We start from the raw sequence: 16961 nt of genomic DNA on the forward strand, positions 1-16961 counted from the left end.
GTCAATACACACGAGCCTTCGGCGCGATCTTGTTGGGATCGATGCCTTCAGAGATGAGCTCGGTGTGAACCGGACGGTAGTCGAGCTTGACCTCGCCGGCATTGCTGACCCAGGCCAGCGTGTGCTTGCGCCAGTTGACGTCGTCGCGGCCGGCGTATGCGCCTTCGGTGTAATCCTCGCGGGCATGCGAACCACGGCTTTCCTTGCGCGCCTCAGCGCCGTAGATCGTTGTGATCGCATTCGCCATCAGGTTTTGCAGCTCGAGCGTCTCAACGAGATCGGAATTCCAGATCATCGAACGGTCGGTGACCTTGATGTCCGACATTTCCTGCCAGATCGCGGAAATGCGCCTGCAGCCGGATTCCAGCGACTCCTGGGTGCGGAACACGGCGGCGTCTTCCTGCATGGCGCGCTGCATCTTCTCGCGCAGATGCGCCGTCGGCGTTGTGCCACTGGCGTGGCGAAGATCATCGAAGCGATCCATGATCTTGTCACAGGCAGCTATGTTCAGATGCGGGGTCGGCGCAGCGCGGTCAATGACCTCGCTGGCACGGATTGCCGCAGCACGGCCGAAAACGACGAGGTCGATCAGTGAGTTCGAGCCGAGGCGGTTCGCGCCATGCACCGAAGCACAGCCCGCTTCGCCGACGGCCATCAACCCGGGGATCACGCGTTCCGGATTGGCGCTATCGGCGTTGAGCACCTCACCCCAATAGTTCGTCGGAATGCCGCCCATGTTGTAATGGACGGTCGGTAGAACCGGGATCGGCTCGCGCGTCACATCGACGCCGGCAAAAATCTTCGCGCTCTCGGAAATGCCCGGCAGGCGTTCATGCAAAACAGCCGGGTCGAGATGGTCTAGATGGAGGAAGATATGATCCTTGTTCCTGCCGACGCCGCGGCCTTCGCGGATTTCCAACGTCATGCAGCGCGAAACCACGTCGCGCGAGGCAAGATCCTTGGCCGAGGGCGCGTAGCGTTCCATGAAGCGCTCACCCTCGGAATTGACGAGATAGCCGCCCTCCCCGCGCGCGCCTTCGGTAATCAGACAGCCGGAGCCGTAGATCCCGGTGGGATGGAACTGCACAAACTCCATGTCCTGCAGCGGAAGCCCCGCGCGCGCCACCATGCCGCCGCCGTCGCCGGTGCAGGTATGGGCGGAGGTCGCGGAGAAATAGGCACGGCCGTAGCCGCCGGTCGCCAGCACCACCATTTTCGCCGCGAAGCGATGGATCGAGCCGTCATCGAGGCACCAGGCAACAACGCCGGTACAACGGCTGCCGTCTTCCGACATGATGAGGTCGAGCGCGAAATATTCGACGAAGAACTCGGCGTTGTAGCGCAGCGACTGGCCGTAAAGCGTGTGCAGGATGGCGTGGCCGGTGCGGTCGGCAACCGCGCAGGTGCGCTGCACCGGCGGGCCCTCGCCGTAGTTCTGCATATGGCCGCCGAATGGGCGCTGATAGATCTTGCCTTCCTCATTACGCGAGAAGGGCACGCCGTAGTGCTCGAGCTCATAAACCGCCTTCGGCGCTTCCATGGCGAGATACTGCATGGCATCGACGTCGCCGAGCCAGTCGGACCCCTTGACCGTGTCGTAGAGGTGCCATTGCCAGCTGTCCGGCGTCATGTTCTGCAGCGAGGCGGCGATGCCGCCCTGGGCCGCGACCGTGTGCGAGCGGGTCGGGAATACTTTGGTGATGCAGGCCGTACGGAAACCCTGTTCTGCCATGCCGAGCGTTGCGCGAAGACCGGCGCCGCCGGCGCCGACAACGATCACGTCATAGGAGTGATCGACATATTTGTAGGCTTTCCCATTCTGAGCAGGTGAAGTCGGTGCCATGATACGGTTATCCTACGAAAGCAATTTTCAGAATGGCAAAGAGACAGAGCCCTGCGACCGCGATCGCGAAAAACGTGTTCAGCATCAGCAATACGAGCTTGCCGATTTCGCTGTGCACGTAGTCCTCAATGATGGCCTGCATGCCAAGACGCATGTGAATGATGCCTGAAATCACCATCAGTCCCATGATGACTGCCACGAAGGGGTTCGACAGCGCATGCACGACATCGACATAAGGCGCGCCGGCATAAACGATCATGAAGATGACGAAGAAGACGATGAGCGGGAGGTTGGCGACAGCCGTCAGGCGCTGACGCCAGAAGTGTTCAGTGCCTTCCTTGGCCGAGCCAAGGCCGCGAACTCTACCCAGAGGGGTACGCATATCCATATGAGCGACCTCAGAAGCGAATGATAAAGCCGATCACCCAGACCAGCACGGTAAGACAGAGCGATCCGATGATGTTGGCGATGGCGAGCTTGGTGGAGAATTCCTTCTCGAAACCATGGCCGAGATCCCACAGCAGGTGGCGCAGGCCGCCGAGCATGTGGTGAAGCAGTGCCCAGGTGTAACCAAGCAGGACGGCCTTGCCGATGATGCTGCCGAGCACCCAATTTACCCAGTCGTAATAAGCCTGACCGGTCGCAGCCGCGATCAGCCACCAGGCGATCAGTAGCGTGCCGAAATAAAGAGCAGCCCCTGTGATACGATGGACGATCGACATGACCATGGTCGGAATGAGTTTATAAATTTGCAAATGCGGCGACAGAGGCCGGTTATTTGTCACATTCGCCATCAGAACCTCGCGGCGTCTTGCGCTCCCCGATTTCGGAGCATTTCGAGGCAACCACAGGAATGACAAAATTTGTCTGTGTGCATTGCATCAACGGCGACGTTTAATCACCGAAGCCCCCGACGACAAGCACAATTGCTGTCTGTTTTTAATTTAATCGATTCGCGTTACCGGGAAGTTGCCGGAAATCGAAACTGGCCCTTTCGAATCAAATTTTATGCTGATTTTTCATCGCTCAAGTGGACACATAGGTAGTTTTGACGCAAGCTGGCGTTAACGATTTGTTAACGATCGGATTTCCGGAGGTTGCGTCTGATGTTCCAGCGTCTGTCGAAAGTCTTTGCGCTGGTGTTGTGTGCCCTGATTGCGCTTCCTGCCACGGCGGGCGAGCGTGCTGGGCATCATCGTGGCGTGACCCATTGGGCAAACAACGCCAAGTGGGCAAACAGCGCCAAACCCTGGTTCGGCGGTCATCATCGCCATCATCGCCATCATCGCCACCATGGCCACGGCCATAACCGTTATGTTCGCCTCAAGCATTTCTCGCCGTCATCGCACGGCTACCGCATCCGCAGCGCTATCGCCAGATCGCCACAGCGACTGCGCTATGATTACAATGGCACTTACGCCGGCTCCTATGCTTACGAAACGGAAGGCGGCACCTATTTCGGTGCGGACGGCTATGCACTTTACGCTGCGCCGCAGGCCGAGTCGCTCGCACCCGGGCCCAAAGTGATCGACGTTGCCGTGCAGGCCGATCCTTGCAGCTACGAGGCCAGCGTCTGCGTCATCAGGCCTTGAACCGCCAGACCGTCGTCTTCTTGTTCTCGCTATCTTCGAGCGCCCGCGTTACCGGCACTTCGTAGATGGCGCAAAACTCTAGCCGCTCCTTTGGCAAATAGGCCCGTCCCGGATCGCCGACCAGAACCTCCTTGCCTTCGCTGGCCAGCCGGTCGAACCACGGAACGAGGGCGTCCGCAAAGACGCGGTCATAGAACACGTCGCCCGCCAGGACAATATCGGCATTGACAGGCTTGCCGACGAAATCGGCGCCGCTAAAATCAACCGAGATCCCATTGGCAGCAGCATTGAGCCGCACGGCCGTTTCAGCCCATGGATCGATATCCGCCGCCTTTACCGCCACCGCACCCGCCATCTTCGCCGCGATCGCGACGATCCCCGAACCTGTTGCGAAATCGAAAACGCGCTTAGTTCGCACCGTTTCCGGATGATCGAGAATATAACGCGCAAGTCCCTGGCCACCCGCCCAGGCAAAGGCCCAGAACGGCGGCGGCAGGCCGATCTCCGCCAGCTCCTCCTCCGTCTTAAGCCAAAGCTCATGAGCTTCGTTCGCCAGATGCAACCGGATCTCCGGCACATGCGGCGGCGTGATCAGTTTCGTATTGGCGCGGATGAAGATTTCCGGGTCGGTCTTCAATGCGGTCAGCGTGGCGGATTGTCGAGGCCGCCCATGCGGCAGACTTCGAGCCACTCGTCATCTGTCACCGGCTGGACCGAAAGGCGCATCGAGGTCACCAGCGCCATCTTCGAAAGTTTCTCATTCGCCTTGACATCTTTCAGCGTCACGGGCTTGGGCAAATCGCGCACGGCGCGGATGTCGACGCAATCCCAGCGATCGTCGCCCTTCGCCGTCGAATCCGGATGCGACAATGCGCAGACCTCGACGATGCCGACGATCTCCAGGCCGTCATTCGAGTGGTAGAAGAAGCCTCTATCGCCGATCTGCATGGCGCGCATGTTATTGCGGGCGAGATAATTGCGAACCCCCGTCCACTCCGTACCTTTCTCGCCTGCGGCCTTCTGCTGCTCCCAAGACCAGGAGGAAGGCTCGGATTTATAGAGCCAATGGGCCATCCCTTATGCCTCCGGATTGTTGAAGACCCAGTTGAAGGACTTGATCTCGACACTCTCGAAAAGACCAGCCTTCGCATAGGGATCGGCATCGGCTAGTGCCTTGGCGGCTTCCGCCGTATCGGCCTTTACCATGACCAAGCTGCCGCAGGGCTTGCCTTCACCGTCGAGGAACGGTCCGGCCATGCTGAGCGTGCCTTCGGCATTCAGCTTGTTCAGATATTCCAAATGCGCCGCGCGTGTTTCCATGCGTGTGTTGAGGTGCCCCGGCTTGTCCTTGCAGAGAAGGGCAAATAGCATGTCAGTCTCCTATTCGGTCGTGATCGGACGTGTCATCAATTGTTCGATGGCCTCGGGGATGCTGAGTTTACCTTCGATGATCGCCGAGACGGCGTCGGTGATCGGCATCGCGATGCCGAGCTCTTCCGCCAGCCGCGAGGCGACGGCCGCGGCAAAGGCACCTTCCACCAATTCGCCTTGCAAAGGATCGGCCTTTTCGCCGCGGCCAAGCGCAATGCCGAAGCGCAGGTTGCGCGACTGATGGCTCGTTGCCGTCAGGACAAGATCGCCCAGCCCGGAAAGCCCGCGCACCGTATCCGCCTGCCCGCCCTTGGCAACGACGAGGCGCGACATTTCCGCCAGCCCGCGCGCGATCAGCGCCGCGCGCGCAGAATCGCCGATGCCGCAGCCTTCGACGATACCACAGGCGATCGCCAATACATTCTTCAGCGCACCACCAAGCTGCACGCCGATACGGTCGGACGACGGATAGAGCCGGAACGTCCTGCCCGAAATCGCCTGCGCCAGCCGCTCGGCAACGGCCACGTCCGATGCCGCAATTACCATAGCGGTCGGCAGTCCTTTGGCGATGTCGGATGCAAAACCCGGCCCCGAAAGCACCGCGACGCGATGCTGCGGCAATTCGCGCTCCAGCATGTCTGTCAACAAGTTGCCGGTCGCCCGCTCGATGCCCTTGGCACAGGTTACGACGATCGCGTCCTTGGCGAGATAAGGGCCATACTGCCGGGCCGCATCCGCCTGCGCCTGCGACGGCATGGCGAAAAGCACGATATCGGCATCGTCGATCGAATCGGGTTCTGCCGAGAATTCCAGTGCTTCCGGCAGCTCAATGCCGGGAAGAACCGCATCATGCAGCCGTTCGGCTTTCAGGTCGGCCATCAGCGCAGGGTCGCGGCCGACGAGAGCGACCTGGCTGCGGCCGGTGAGCGCAATGACTGCGGCAAGCGCCGTTCCGAAAGCGCCTGCGCCAACGACGGCAATCCGTTCGCTCATGCCTTTGCTCCCCGCTTTCCGTAGCTGATCAGCGCTTGCGCATTCGAATCCAACGGCCAGCGCGAGCGCGGCTGCACATCGAGATCATCCGGCGCAACACCCGTCGCCATGCGCTCGAGCCCCGCCCAGGCAATCATCACCGCATTGTCGGTGCACAATCTCAGCGGCGGCGCGATGAAGCGGAAGGCGTATTTATCACAGAGCGCCTGTAGCGTGGCGCGTACTTCGAGGTTGGCGGCGACGCCGCCCGCGACCACCAGGGCCGGCTGCTCGTCCAGATGCGCAAACTCCGCCCTGAACCGCTGTAATCCACGGCCGATGCGATCCTTCAGAGTCCTCGAAATCGCCCTCTGAAATGAAGCGCAGACATCGGCGACATCCTGCTCCGTCAGCGGCGCGATATCCGTCGCGGTCTGCCGGACCGCCGTCTTCAAGCCCGAAAAGGAAAAATCGAGCCGCGTTTCACCGACGAGCGGCCGCGGGAAATCGAAGCGGTCCGGGTTACCCGTCTTCGCTGCCTCCTCCACCTGGGGTCCGCCGGGATAAGGCAGCCCGAGCAGCTTCGCCGTCTTGTCGAACGCCTCGCCCAGCGCATCGTCGATCGTCGTTCCCCAGCGTTCGTATTGGCCAATGCCGCGCACGAGGATGAGCTGCGTATGACCACCCGACACAAGCAGCATCAGATAGGGAAAGGAAAGCCCGTCCGTCAGCCGCGCCGTCAGCGCATGGCCCTCGAGATGGTTCACGGCATAAAGCGGCTTGCCGGCGGCCTTGGCGATCGCCTTGCCGGTCATCAGTCCGACGAGCAGCCCGCCGATCAATCCAGGTCCGGAGGTCACAGCGATCGCATCGACTTCGCAGAGCGACACATCGGCGCGCTGCAACGCCTCGTTAATCAGCGTATCGAGTGCCTCGACATGGGCACGCGCGGCTATCTCTGGCACCACGCCACCATAGGCGCTATGCTCGTCCAATTGGCTCAAGACGACGTCGGAAAGCACATTCGAACGCCCGTGCGCATCGCGCTCGACCACAGCCGCGGCCGTCTCGTCGCAGCTTGTTTCGATGCCGAGGATGCGTAGAAAGGGAGCCATGAAGCCTGTCGTTGATTGCGATGGGTATAAAACCCGGTTACGAGAACTTCCGGTAACAACGGATCGAAGCGGATGCAAACAAAACCTTTCCGGATCGGAACGCGGGGCAGCCCGCTGGCCCTTGCTCAGGCTCACGAAGCGCGCGATCGGCTGATGGCGGCGCACGGAATGCCGGAGGAAATGTTCGAGATCGTTGTGCTGACCACGAAAGGTGACCGCATTACCGACCGTGCGCTTGCCGAGATCGGCGGCAAGGGTCTTTTCACCCAGGAACTGGAAGAAAAGCTTGCAAGCGGCGACCTCGATTTGGCCGTCCATTCCGCAAAGGACATGCCAACGGTGTTGCCGGAAGGGCTTCATCTCTCGGCCTATCTGCCGCGCGAAGACATCCGCGATGCGGTAATCGGCCGCACGGCGCCAAAACTGATCGAGCTGCCGCATGGCGCAACGGTCGGGTCGGCATCGCTGCGCCGACAGGCTCTGATCCGCCGCATGCGGCCGGATATCAAAGTGATAACCTTCCGGGGCGCTGTGGAAACCCGCCTGCGCAAGCTGGATGAAGGCCAGGTCGATGCGACGCTGTTGGCGCTCGCAGGCCTGAAGCGTCTTGGCAAGGTCGACGTGATTACCGACATCCTCGATCCCGACACCTTCCCGCCGGCTCCCGCGCAAGGCGCGATCTGCATCGAAAGCCGTATTGGCGATCAGCGCACCGATGATCTGCTGGCCGCCATCAACGACCCGGCGACCCACGACGCCGTCTCGTGTGAGCGCGCTTTCCTTGCGGCGCTCGACGGCTCCTGCCGCACGCCGATCGGCGGATATGCGATTTGCGAAGGCGATCGGATCAAGTTCTTTGGCCTGATCATCACGCCGGATGGTCGCAACCAGCACTCGGTCACCATCGATGGCAATCGGCGCGATGCCGCAGCGCTCGGCACGCGCGCCGGACAAGACATCCGCGCCCGTGCTGGCAGCAGCTTCTTCGACGACTGGAGCTGACGCCCGATGCGTGTGCTCGTCACCCGGCCGCTGCGTTCGGGGGAGCGAACCGCCAAAAGGTTGCGCGACAAGGGGCATGAGCCCGTATTGCTGCCGCTTTCGCAGCCCCTGCATGATGGCAAGACCGCTATGGATGCGCTGGCAAGGACCCACGGTCCTATCGCCATCACAAGCGCGGAAGCTGTCCGTGCGCTCTCGTCGTCAGGAACAGACGTCAAGCCTTATCGCCGCCGGCCGGTGTTCGCTGTTGGCGAAGCGAGCGCAAACGAAGCCAAAGCGGTGGGATTTGCTTCGGTCTTAGCCTCGGCGGGCGATGGCGCGCGACTGGCGGAGTTGATCGCGGAGCAGACGCGGGAATCTGTCACCTATCTCGCCGGTTCGCCGCGCGCCGAGACGTTCGAGCGCACCGCGCACGCGCTGGGACTGAAGGTCGATGTCGTCGAGTGTTATCGGATGCATCCGGCAGAACCTGATCCGGTGGCCCTGCGAGAAGCATTGACCCCGCCGCCGGAGGCCATACTCCTTTATTCCCGCCAGACCGCAGAGCGTTTTTTCCGTCTCGCCGAGGTCCAATCGGAACCCGCCTGGCTCAATCAGGCCATCATCCTTTGCCTCAGCACATCCGTTGCCGCGGCAGTCCCGGCTTCACTCGGCAGAAATCTTCGCATCGCAGCATTGCCGGATGAGGGAAGCCTTCTGTCGCTTCTTTGAAGGCCTTACGCGCCCAAATTTGATCTAACCTCTTTCCATAACTGGCATCACTGACTAGTTTCGTTGCAATGCAGGAAAATGAGGTACGCATGGTATCGGGAAATCCGCCACGTCATTCGAAAAACGCCGACGAGCCGGTCACGATCGATTTGGAAGCGCAGGAAATTGCGGCAGCAGCCGATACCGAGAAGAAATCCGAAGAAAACGCCGCTGACGCCGGCACTCCCGACGCAGACAATGTGACAGCCGGCCCAGAGGCATCCGTCGATCCGGAAAAAGAACCATCGGCTGAGGAGACGGCCGAGCACGCCGCTACCTCCGAGGAGCCCCGTCAGCCGGAAATGGCAACGGACCCCGAGCCGCTCCGGCAAAAGCCACGCGGCGCAACGACGTCGGGTCTGATCGCCGCCGGTATTTTCGGCGGCCTCGTTGCCCTTTTGGGTGCTGGCGTGATCCAATATGCCGGCTACCTTCCGACGTCTTCCGCACCTCAGACCGCGCTGGATGAAACGGCCAGCCTTTCGGCTGAAATCGACGGCCTCAAGCAATCGATCGCGAACCTCGCCGCAGCGCCGAACACCAGCGACGATGTGCTCGACAAGCGTGTCGCTGCTCTAGAGACGGCGGCAAAGACGCCTGCCGCGACGGGGCCAGTAGACACCCCGGAGATCGAGGCGCTGAACCAAAAGGTCGCGGATTTGGCCACTCAGCTGGAACAGTTGCGCACATCTCTCTCTCAAACCTCCGAAGAGCGGGCGTCGAGCGGCGCCGACATTATCAAGCGGCTGGAGGAAGCAGAGAAGAAGCTCAACGAACCACGCCAGGATGTAGCCGTTGCGCAGGCGATCGCCGCTGCGGCCCTCAAGGCAGCGATCGACCGCGGCGGACCTTTCATGGCCGAGCTCGATACTTTCGCCGGCGTTTCGCCGGACGACCCCGCCGTCGCCGACCTCCGTAATTTCGCCGAAACCGGCGTGCCCTCGCGCGCCGAACTGATCCGCCAGGTTCCCGACGTCGCGACCGCCATCATTCAATCCGTCAACCAAGCGGATCCGAACCAGAGCTGGTCGGACCGGCTGATGGCGAGTGCCAAGTCGCTCGTCACCGTGCGCCCTGTCGGCAACATCGAGGGCGAAAGTGTCGAGGCCATTGCGGCGCGTATGGAAGACAAGGTGAAGAACGGCGACCTGCCGGGCGCTGCCAACGAATGGAACGGCTTGCCCTCGAACGCAAAGCAGGCTTCCGCCGCCTTCAAACAATCATTGGAAGCCCGCATCCGCGTCGAGGAACTGGTGGGTGGTGCGCTCTCCAAGGCCATTTCTGGCGCCGGCAAGGAGGGTTGATCGATGATCCGCCTCGTCGTCTTCGTCATCCTCGTCGTCGTTCTCGGCTACGGCTTCTCCTGGCTTGCCGATCGCCCCGGCGATCTCTCGCTGGTGTGGGAAGGCCGGCTTTATCAGGCAAAGCTGATCGTCGCGGCAAGCGGCCTTATCGCACTGATTGCTGTTGTCATGATCGCCTGGTGGCTGGCCCGCACGGTCTGGACGTCGCCCCATTCCGTGACCCGCTATTTTCGCGCCCGCAAGCGTGATCGCGGCTATCAGTCCCTCTCGACCGGCCTTATCGCCGCCGGCGCCGGCAATGCCCTGCTTGCCCGCAAGATGGCAGCCCGGTCCCGCGGCCTCATCCGCGCTGATCAGGAGCCGCTGATCAACCTGCTCGAAGCACAGGCGGCCTTGATCGAGGGCCGGCATGACGAAGCCCGTGCCAAGTTCGAAGCGATGGCCAACGATCCGGAAACGCGTGAACTCGGCCTTCGCGGGCTCTATCTCGAGGCCAAGCGCCTCGGCGCCAACGAGGCCGCACGCCAATATGCCGAAAAGGCAGCCGACAACGCGCCCTATCTGCCCTGGGCAGCACAGGCGACGCTCGAATACCGCAGCCAGGCCGGCCGCTGGGACGACGCCATCCTGCTTCTTGAGCAACAGAAGGCCGCGCGTGTCGTCGAAAAGCAGGATGCGGAACGCTTGCGCGGTGTTCTGCTGACGGCTCGCGCCGGTGACAAGCTCGAAGGCGATCCGGCCGGTGCGCGCGACGACGCGATGCATGCGCTGAAGCTCATTGCCGATTTCGAACCGGCCGCGATCATTGCCGCCAAGGCGCTTTTCCGTGAGGACAAGCTGCGCAAGGCCGCCTCGATCCTCGAGCAGGCCTGGAAGGCAGGGCCACACCCCGAGATCGGCCGCACCTATGTGCTTGCCCGAAGCGGCGATTCCACCGTCGATCGCCTGAAGCGAGCCGAACGGCTGGAAGCCCTGCGCCCCAACAACGTCGAATCCCTGCTCGTGGTCGCACAGGCGGCTCTCGATGCGCAGGATTTCGCCAAGGCCCGGGCCAAGGCCGAAGCGGCAGCGCGCATGCAGCCGCGTGAAGCGGCCTTCCTGCTGCTTGCTGATATCGAGGAAGCCGAGAGTGGCGACCAAGGCCGTGTACGTCACTGGCTGGCGCAGGCGCTGAAGGCGCCGCGCGATCCGGCCTGGGTGGCCGACGGCTTCGTTTCCGACAAATGGCTTCCCGTCTCACCCGTCACCGGCCGTCTCGACGCCTTCGAATGGAAGGCGCCCTTCGGTCAGCTTGAAGGACCGATCGAGGACGGCTCCGCCGTCTCGATCGATACCGCGCTGAAGACCTTGCCGCCCGTTCGCGAGTCACGGCCAGAAAGCCCGGCCAACGATCACCGCATCATTGAACTGGAGCGCGCCGCGACGATTGCAGAGGCTGCTCGGCCGGCTCCTGCTGCCGCACCGAAGCCTGGCTTGCCCGCGACGGCCTCCAAACAGCCAGAGCCGGTTACCGCACAGCCAGAGCCGAAACCCTTTTATGGAATGCCGGACGACCCTGGCGTTCGCAACATGAAGGCGGAACCGGAACCCAAGACACGACTCCGCCTTTTCTGAAATGGAATGAAATCCGCATGTTCGAACGTTTTCAGGCATTCTTCCAAAATCTCACTGCAAACAACCCCAAGAAGGGTTTTAGTCCGGACGATCCCCGCATTGCCGTTGCCGCTCTCTGCATGCAAGTGATGGAAGCAGATGGTAAGATCAAGGACAGCGAAAAGAAGCGGCTCCGCAAGCTGCTCAAGGAGCAATACGGCCTTGACGGAAAGCCGCTGGAGGCAGTGATTGCGGCTGGCCAGGAAGCGGAGAGCAGTGCCGTCGACTATTACCGCTTCACCTCCGACCTGAAACGCCATCTCGATACCGAGCAGCGTCTGGAACTCATCGGCATTCTCTGGGACATCGTCTATGCCGACGGCGAACGCAGCGAGATGGAGGACCACGTCATTTGGCGGATCGCCGATCTCTTGGGTGTTTCCTCCCGCGAGCGCATCCAGAAACGTCAGGAGGCAGCCGCACGCGTGACCGATACGGTGGTGGTGCAAGACGATGCCGATTGACCGTCCCATCAAACGTGACAAGCGCCCCATACTGATCATCCTGCACCAGGAACGCTCCAGCCCCGGCCGCGTCGGCCAGCTCCTGGCCGACAAGGGCTATAACCTCGACATCCGCCGCCCGGTTCTGGGCGATAAGCTGCCCACTACGCTGGAGAACCATGCCGGTTCGGTCGTCTTCGGCGGACCGATGAGTGCAAACGATCCAGACGAATTCATAAAGAGCGAGATCAACTGGCTGGACATTCCACTCAAGGAAAACCGCCCGTTCCTCGGCATCTGCCTTGGAGCGCAGATGCTGGTGCGCCATCTTGGCGGCAAGGTGCAGTCGAATGCCGACGGCTCGACCGAAATCGGCTGGTATCCCCTCCGCCCGACCGAAAAGGGCCGGCTGCTGATGCACTGGCCGAAGATGGTCTACCATTTCCATCGCGAGGGCTTCGATCTGCCGCACGGCGCCCATTTGCTTGCGGAAGGCGATACCTATCCCAACCAGGCCTTTCGCTACAACGGCAACGCCTGGGCACTGCAATTCCACGCAGAGCTCACCCGCGTGATGATGCATCGCTGGGTCGTCCACGGCGCCCACCGCTTCATTCTGCCGAACGCGCAGCAGGGACGGGAACATCTGGAGGGCCGCATGCTCTTCGATGCACCGCTCAAGGCGTGGCTGACCGAATTTCTCGATATCGTCTTTGAAGGCAAGACGGCAAAGGCCGTGCCGGGCTCTATAGCTGCGCTGTCTGCATAGGCGCGCAGCAATCCACTTGAGACCAAGCGCTGCTGCTTCCCCATTGCGCTGCTCGTTATCTGCTGCGAAAAAGCCGGACGCATGAACGGGCGGGTTCGCCAAGCATGATTCGCCGCGGGTTTTCACGCGGCACTTGCCCGTTTAGCCGCCAATGGATACATGTCTGTCAGCAACGAACTGGAGACCAAGATGATTGCCCTCTTTCAAACCATTGATTTGGCTTTGAATCTTTATACTTGGGTGCTGATTGCGAGTGCCATTTTCTCCTGGCTTTACGCCTTCAACGTCATCAATTCCTCGAACCAGTTCGTCAATTCGGTCGGCATGTTCCTCTATAATGTCACCGAGCCGCTGCTGCGGCCGATTCGCCGGCTGCTGCCGAATCTCGGCGGCATCGACATTTCGCCGATCATTCTGCTGCTGATTATCTTCTTCCTGCGCTCCCTGATGTGGAACACCATTTTCCCGCTGGTGGCGTGAACTCCGCCTGGAAGATATTCGATAATCATATACGCCTCGCCGTTCGGTTGACCCCGAATGGCGGGCGCGACGCGATCGATGGTATCGAGGCCGATGCCGAAGGCGAGTGCCACATTAAGATCCGTGTCGCAGCGATTCCTGAGAAGGGAAAAGCCAACCAGGCGCTGATTGCGCTTCTGTCCAAAGCGCTCGGCATTCCGAAATCCTCGATACAATTGATGTCAGGCGATACATCGCGCAAAAAAGTCCTCCGGATCGATGGCGGTCCGGAGGACTTGATGGAAAGGCTCGAAAAGCTTCTGAAGCTATAGCGGCTTACGTCGCCTTCTTGGCGCGCTCAACGGCTTCGAGGATCAGCTGCCCGGCTTCCTTCGAATCGCCCCAGCCGAAAATCTTCACCCACTTGCCGGGCTCCAGGTCCTTGTAGTGCTCGAAGAAGTGTTCGATCTGCTTCAAGGTAATCTCAGGAAGGTCGGTGTAGTCCCTCACCTTCTCGTAGCGCAGCGTAAGTGCCGGCGACGGGACGGCGATGATCTTCTCGTCCTTGCCCGAATTGTCTTCCATCTTCAAAACACCGATCGGGCGGACATTGATGACGCAGCCCGGAACCAGCGGACGCGTGCTGGCGATTAGGACATCGATCGGATCGCCGTCTTCCGAAAGCGTATGCGGCACGAAGCCGTAGTTGCCCGGATAGGTCATCGGCGTGTAGAGGAAGCGGTCGACGACCAGCGTGCCGGCTTCCTTGTCCATTTCATACTTGATGGGGTGACCGCCGACCGGAACTTCAACGATGACGTTGACATCTTCCGGAGGATTCTTGCCGATGGAAATGGCGTCGATGCGCATACGAAAACTCCCACGAGGTGAATTGTTCGCAGCCAAATAGTCCGTTTCATCCCGCAACGCAACATTGCGTGTTCGGGATGTTCAAGATTCATCTGCAATATCGAGGAGCAGGGCGCCCATTTTCAGCAGGCGCTTCAAAGCGGTGCAGCGCTGTTTCAAAAGACGCAGGCTGGGCTTTTCAGTTCCAAATGAAGCCGATTTTCTTCAGCTGCCTGTGGTCGAAGCTTTCCATGCCTTCGCAGAAGTCAACGCCGCCATGGCCACGATAGAACTGGCTGGCATTTTCGTTTTCCTCCAGGCACCAGACCACCAGTCCCTTGCAGCCGAGTGATTTCAGGAGTCGCCGAGCCTCGCCGAACAGCATGCGCCCAAGACCAATGCCCTGGTACTCCGGACGAAGATAGAGCTCGTAGATCTCGCCTTCCTGCGGCAGCGCTCGGGCCCGATTGAGGCCAAGTGTGGCATAACCTGCGACCGTGCCGGCAACATCGAGAACGAGGAGGGTTGCCGGGCCGCGCGTCGCCTTGCGCCACCAGTTCTCTCCCCGGCGTTCGATCATCTGCGTCAGAGCGCGATGCGGAATGATCCCGGCATAAGTGTGCTGCCAGGCGAGGCGATGCACCTCGGAAATGGCTTGGGCATCATGCGGTTCTGCCCGCCGGACATCGATCGACAACGTCTTCATAACGCTTACTCTGGTCTTCCAGCAGGCAATTAACCATACGCGATGATGCGTTTCGGCCGTTTGCCCACAGACTTAACATGTGGACGATAAGCAAAATTTAACGCTTTTTTAACGATTGTCACAAGACGGAATCAGCGCGCCGCACAACAAAAAACCCCGGCACCAGGCCGGGGTTCGAAATGTCAGCAATTAGAATCGCTTAGGCGTAGCGTGCCTTTTCGAAACGCTTACGCTCGTTCGGGTCGAGATACATCTTGCGCAGACGGATCGACTTCGGCGTCACTTCGACCAGCTCGTCATCCTGGATCCAGGACAGCGCGCGGTCGAGCGTCATGCGGATCGGCGGCGTGAGCTTGACGGCTTCGTCCTTGCCGGCGGCGCGGATGTTCGTCAGCTTCTTGCCCTTCAGCACGTTCACTTCGAGGTCGTTGTCTCTGCTGTGAATGCCGATGATCATGCCGGCATAGACCTTTTCGCCGGCGTCGATGATCATCGGACCGCGGTCTTCCAGATTGAAGAGAGCATAGGCCACAGCTTCGCCGGAGTCGTTGGCAAGCAACACGCCGTTGACGCGGCCGCCGATCTCACCCTTGTACGGCTGATAGTCGTGGAAGAGGCGGTTCATCACGGCCGTGCCGCGCGTATCGGTGAGCAATTCTGACTGGTAGCCGATCAGGCCGCGGGTCGGTGCGAAGAAGACAAGACGGACGCGGTTGCCGCCCGACGGACGCAGCTCGACCATTTCGGCCTTGCGCTCCGACATCTTCTGCACCACGACGCCCGAATGCTCTTCATCGACGTCGATGACGACTTCTTCGATCGGCTCGAGCATCTCGCCCGTTGCTTCGTCCTTGTGCATGACGACGCGCGGACGCGAAACGGCCAGCTCGAAGCCTTCGCGGCGCATTGTCTCGATCAGAACCGCAAGCTGCAATTCGCCGCGGCCGGATACGAAGAACGAATCCTTTTCGGAGGATTCTTCGATCTTCAGCGCAACGTTGCCTTCAGCTTCCTTGAACAGACGGTCACGGATGACGCGCGAGGTGACCTTGTCGCCTTCTGTGCCGGCATAGGGGCTATCGTTGACGATGAAGGACATGGTGACCGTCGGCGGATCGATCGGCTGGGCCTGCAGCGGCTCGGTGATCGACGGGTCGCAGAAAGTATCGGCAACCGTGCCCTTAGAGAGGCCGGCGATCGCGATGATATCGCCTGCATGCGCCTCTTCGATCGGCTGACGCTCGATACCGCGGAAAGCGAGGATCTTGGAGATGCGGCCGGTCTCGATCGTCTTGCCGTCGGCATGCAGAACCTTGACCGGCTGGTTCGGCTTGATCGAACCGGAATTGATGCGGCCGGTGATGATACGGCCGAGGAAGGGGTTGGCTTCGAGGATCGTGCCGATCATCGTGAACGGACCTTCGTGAACGGTCGGCTCCGGAACATGCTCGAGCACGAGGTCGAGAAGCGGTGCGAGGCCCTGATCCTTCGGACCTTCCGGGTTGACGTTCATCCAGCCGTCACGGCCAGAACCGTAAAGGATCGGGAAGTCGAGCTGTTCGTCGGTCGCGTCGAGGTTTGCAAACAGGTCGAAGACTTCGTTGATCACTTCCTCGTGGCGGCCATCCGGACGGTCGATCTTGTTGATCGCGACGATGGGACGAAGACCGACCTTCAGCGCCTTGCCGACAACGAACTTCGTCTGCGGCATCGGACCTTCCGAAGCATCGACCAGCACGATCGCGCCGTCCACCATCGAGAGAATGCGCTCAACTTCGCCGCCGAAATCGGCGTGGCCCGGGGTGTCGACGATGTTGATGCGGACACCCTTCCACTCGACCGAGGTCGCCTTGGCGAGAATGGTGATGCCGCGCTCCTTTTCAAGGTCGTTCGAATCCATCACGCGTTCTGCAACGCGCTGGTTCTCACGAAACGAGCCGGACTGTTTCAGGAGCTCGTCCACCAGGGTCGTTTTGCCATGGTCAACGTGAGCGATAATCGCGATGTTGCGAAGTGCCATATGTTTCAAATCTCTGAGGCTGAGGCGCTACGTTCAAGGGAAAGCGCCAATTACGTTTGGCGGGCTCATACAGTGTTTTTCGCGTTTGCGAAAGGGGGGAGGGGCGATAGCGG

General features: G+C 60.7%; 20 protein-coding genes. 9 read left to right on the top strand and 11 right to left on the bottom strand.

From position 1 onward, the window contains the following. Window position 1: 1 nt before the first annotated feature. The 3 genes from sdhA to sdhC are packed head-to-tail and all read right to left on the bottom strand — an operon-like array spanning window position 2 to window position 2637. The gene (gene sdhA, locus ISN39_RS17860; protein ID WP_194728379.1) at window positions 2-1843 is read right to left on the bottom strand and encodes a succinate dehydrogenase flavoprotein subunit; all 1842 of its coding nucleotides are present in this window, start codon (window positions 1841-1843) and stop codon (window positions 2-4) included. 7 nt (window positions 1844-1850) lie between these two features. Then, window positions 1851-2231 carry a succinate dehydrogenase, hydrophobic membrane anchor protein gene (gene sdhD / locus ISN39_RS17865; RefSeq protein WP_074069918.1) on the bottom strand — a complete coding sequence of 127 codons (381 nt, stop codon included), beginning with the start codon at window positions 2229-2231 and terminating at the stop codon, window positions 1851-1853. A 10-nt stretch (window positions 2232-2241) separates the two neighbouring features. Next, window positions 2242-2637, bottom strand: a complete 396-nt coding sequence (gene sdhC, locus ISN39_RS17870; protein ID WP_074069919.1) for a succinate dehydrogenase, cytochrome b556 subunit — start codon at window positions 2635-2637, stop codon at window positions 2242-2244. A gap of 312 nt (window positions 2638-2949) precedes the next feature. Here sdhC and ISN39_RS17875 point away from each other — a divergent pair, with 312 nt between their 5' ends. Further along, on the top strand, window positions 2950-3435 hold the full coding sequence (locus tag ISN39_RS17875; protein WP_074069920.1) for a hypothetical protein: 486 nt from the start codon (window positions 2950-2952) through the stop codon (window positions 3433-3435). Here ISN39_RS17875 and ISN39_RS17880 read toward each other — a convergent pair. The 5 genes from ISN39_RS17880 to tsaD are packed head-to-tail and all read right to left on the bottom strand — an operon-like array spanning window position 3425 to window position 6893. After that, the gene (locus ISN39_RS17880) at window positions 3425-4072 is read right to left on the bottom strand and encodes a methyltransferase (protein WP_194728380.1); all 648 of its coding nucleotides are present in this window, start codon (window positions 4070-4072) and stop codon (window positions 3425-3427) included. The genes ISN39_RS17875 and ISN39_RS17880 overlap by 11 nt on opposite strands. Before the next feature lie 5 nt (window positions 4073-4077). Beyond that, complete coding sequence (locus ISN39_RS17885) at window positions 4078-4509, bottom strand: EVE domain-containing protein (protein ID WP_039846363.1); 432 nt, start codon at window positions 4507-4509, stop codon at window positions 4078-4080. Window positions 4510-4512: 3 nt separating this feature from the next. After that, on the bottom strand, window positions 4513-4806 hold the full coding sequence (locus tag ISN39_RS17890) for a YciI-like protein (protein WP_074069922.1): 294 nt from the start codon (window positions 4804-4806) through the stop codon (window positions 4513-4515). A gap of 9 nt (window positions 4807-4815) precedes the next feature. Then, on the bottom strand, window positions 4816-5799 hold the full coding sequence (locus ISN39_RS17895) for an NAD(P)H-dependent glycerol-3-phosphate dehydrogenase (protein WP_194728381.1): 984 nt from the start codon (window positions 5797-5799) through the stop codon (window positions 4816-4818). Then, window positions 5796-6893, bottom strand: coding sequence for a tRNA (adenosine(37)-N6)-threonylcarbamoyltransferase complex transferase subunit TsaD (tsaD, locus tag ISN39_RS17900; RefSeq protein ID WP_194728382.1), 1098 nt, complete (start codon window positions 6891-6893; stop codon window positions 5796-5798). Before tsaD ends, ISN39_RS17895 begins: the two co-directional genes overlap by 4 nt. Window positions 6894-6965: 72 nt before the next feature. Between tsaD and hemC the strand changes: the two genes are divergently transcribed. The 8 genes from hemC to ISN39_RS17940 all read left to right on the top strand — a co-directional run bounded on the left by hemC (window position 6966) and on the right by ISN39_RS17940 (window position 13605). Further along, window positions 6966-7895 (top strand): hydroxymethylbilane synthase, encoded by a 930-nt coding sequence (gene hemC / locus ISN39_RS17905; RefSeq protein WP_194728383.1) that lies wholly within the window; start codon window positions 6966-6968, stop codon window positions 7893-7895. Between the two features lie 6 nt (window positions 7896-7901). Then, complete coding sequence (locus ISN39_RS17910; RefSeq protein WP_194728384.1) at window positions 7902-8606, top strand: uroporphyrinogen-III synthase; 705 nt, start codon at window positions 7902-7904, stop codon at window positions 8604-8606. Between the two features lie 68 nt (window positions 8607-8674). Next, on the top strand, window positions 8675-9949 hold the full coding sequence (locus tag ISN39_RS17915; RefSeq protein ID WP_194728385.1) for a mitofilin family membrane protein: 1275 nt from the start codon (window positions 8675-8677) through the stop codon (window positions 9947-9949). 3 nt (window positions 9950-9952) lie between these two features. After that, the gene (locus tag ISN39_RS17920) at window positions 9953-11563 is read left to right on the top strand and encodes a heme biosynthesis protein HemY (protein WP_194728386.1); all 1611 of its coding nucleotides are present in this window, start codon (window positions 9953-9955) and stop codon (window positions 11561-11563) included. Between the two features lie 17 nt (window positions 11564-11580). Then, complete coding sequence (locus tag ISN39_RS17925) at window positions 11581-12066, top strand: TerB family tellurite resistance protein (protein WP_074069929.1); 486 nt, start codon at window positions 11581-11583, stop codon at window positions 12064-12066. Next, a complete protein-coding gene (locus ISN39_RS17930; RefSeq protein WP_074069930.1) occupies window positions 12056-12814 on the top strand; it encodes a glutamine amidotransferase in 759 nt (252 codons plus the stop codon). The genes ISN39_RS17925 and ISN39_RS17930 overlap by 11 nt, the downstream gene beginning before the upstream one ends. A gap of 189 nt (window positions 12815-13003) precedes the next feature. Further along, window positions 13004-13294: a YggT family protein gene (locus ISN39_RS17935; RefSeq protein ID WP_028739981.1), complete on the top strand. Its 291-nt coding sequence runs from the start codon at window positions 13004-13006 to the stop codon at window positions 13292-13294. Continuing rightward, entirely contained in the window at window positions 13291-13605 is a 315-nt protein-coding gene (locus ISN39_RS17940) for a DUF167 domain-containing protein (RefSeq protein WP_194728387.1), read from the top strand. Before ISN39_RS17935 ends, ISN39_RS17940 begins: the two co-directional genes overlap by 4 nt. 4 nt (window positions 13606-13609) lie before the next feature. Here the strand turns inward: ISN39_RS17940 and ppa are convergent, their stop codons facing one another. From ppa to typA, 3 genes are all read right to left on the bottom strand, one after another. Beyond that, window positions 13610-14143, bottom strand: coding sequence for an inorganic diphosphatase (gene ppa / locus ISN39_RS17945; protein ID WP_194728388.1), 534 nt, complete (start codon window positions 14141-14143; stop codon window positions 13610-13612). A 178-nt stretch (window positions 14144-14321) separates the two neighbouring features. After that, window positions 14322-14828 (bottom strand): GNAT family N-acetyltransferase, encoded by a 507-nt coding sequence (locus tag ISN39_RS17950; RefSeq protein WP_074069934.1) that lies wholly within the window; start codon window positions 14826-14828, stop codon window positions 14322-14324. Between the two features lie 199 nt (window positions 14829-15027). Continuing rightward, the gene (gene typA, locus ISN39_RS17955; RefSeq protein ID WP_022717387.1) at window positions 15028-16848 is read right to left on the bottom strand and encodes a translational GTPase TypA; all 1821 of its coding nucleotides are present in this window, start codon (window positions 16846-16848) and stop codon (window positions 15028-15030) included. Window positions 16849-16961 lie beyond the last annotated feature (113 nt).

The organism is Rhizobium sp. 007, assembly GCF_015353075.1.
Taxonomy (GTDB): Bacteria; Pseudomonadota; Alphaproteobacteria; order Rhizobiales; family Rhizobiaceae; genus Rhizobium.